General features: G+C 41.3%; 1 pseudogene. It reads right to left on the minus strand.

Annotation, left to right across the window (positions count from 1 at the left end):
• Positions 1-1,410 (minus strand): annotated as a pseudogene (locus FTT88_RS17050) (RHS repeat protein); the annotation flags it as partial.

Here is a 1,410-nt window from a genome sequence, read left to right on the forward strand (position 1 = left end):
ACTCTGTGTTAAACGGCCAATTGCATCATACTGATACGTCAGCTTACCTAATCGGCTGTCATCTACTTGGGTGAGCAAATAATTTTGATCATATTGATAATGTCGTTCTGCTTGATGCTGTGTGCGACCGACGGTTTCCTGTTCTGGTCGAATGATTTGCGAAGTGAGTAAACCTACATCATTATAATTTTTAGTCTGAATTAAGCCATTCGCCAGCATACGAGTGGTTTCGCGGTGCAAGTCATCACGTTGAAACGCCGCCATATCTTGTTTATTAAATGCGATTCCATAGATATGACCTGAACCATAACTCAAATTGCTTTGAACCTGTCCATCAGGGCGAATCGTTTGAGTTAAATTTCCCAGCACATCATATTCATAACGCAGCACAGCCGTCAGCGGCGTTAAATGCGGCACTTTATAATGCTGATGCTCACGAACCAATTGGCCAAGCGCGTTGCGATAAAAATCGATTTGACTGTCTTTATTCGTCGCCTTACTCAACTGATGATTCAGGTTGTATTCAAATTCTTCTGTTTGACTTACACGAGTTTGTACATGGGTATAAGTTTTTGAAGCGATTGCACCATCAGCAAAATATGCAAATTGAGTAAACACATTCGGCTGACGGATTTGGAACAGCTGACCGTTTTCATTGTAGCTATAATATTTTTCTTCGCCGTCGAAGGCCTGTTCACGTGCCAATTGACCATAACGGTTATATTCAAATAAATATTCTGCATGGTTTTGATTGATCAGCTTTTGAATACGGCCTTGCTGATCCCATTGGTAGCCAATTTGATGACGGTTCGCATCTATACGCTGTTCGAGCAAACCCGCAGCATTATAACGGTACTGCGTGCTTAAACCTTTGGTATCCGTATGCTTGAGCAAGCGCCCTTCTTCATCATGCTCAAATTGTTCTTTTAAACCATCAGGGTAGACAATTGCTTTAAGCTGGCCTTTGTCTTTGCCATCTGTGCTGTAGATATATTTGACTTGCTGTGCATCAGCAGACTGCTGGGCCGTCAGTGCGCCTTCTTCATCATATTCCCATGCGCTTTCTTTACCTGAACAATCGCTATATGCGGTCATTTGCCCCAAATCATTGTATTGAATTTTTTTAGAGCCGCCTTTGGCATCAATGATTTCTACAACGTGATTATCGTTGTTGTATTTATATTGCGTGCTATAACCTAAAGGATTAATTTCCTTCGTTACATTACCGTCTGCATCGTATTCTTTTTTCCAAATATGACCTTCTGGATCTTTAGTTTCCGTCAAATTTCCTGCTTCATCATAGGCAAAACGGATGATGCCGCCATTCGGCTGTACAATTTTAATCAGCTGATCTTGCTCGTTATAAACTTGTTCGGTTTCTAGGCCTGCAAAATCAATTTGACGGGTAAT

The sequence above is a fragment of the Acinetobacter sp. YH01024 genome (assembly GCF_013420195.1).
Taxonomy (GTDB): domain Bacteria; phylum Pseudomonadota; class Gammaproteobacteria; order Pseudomonadales; family Moraxellaceae; genus Acinetobacter; species Acinetobacter amyesii.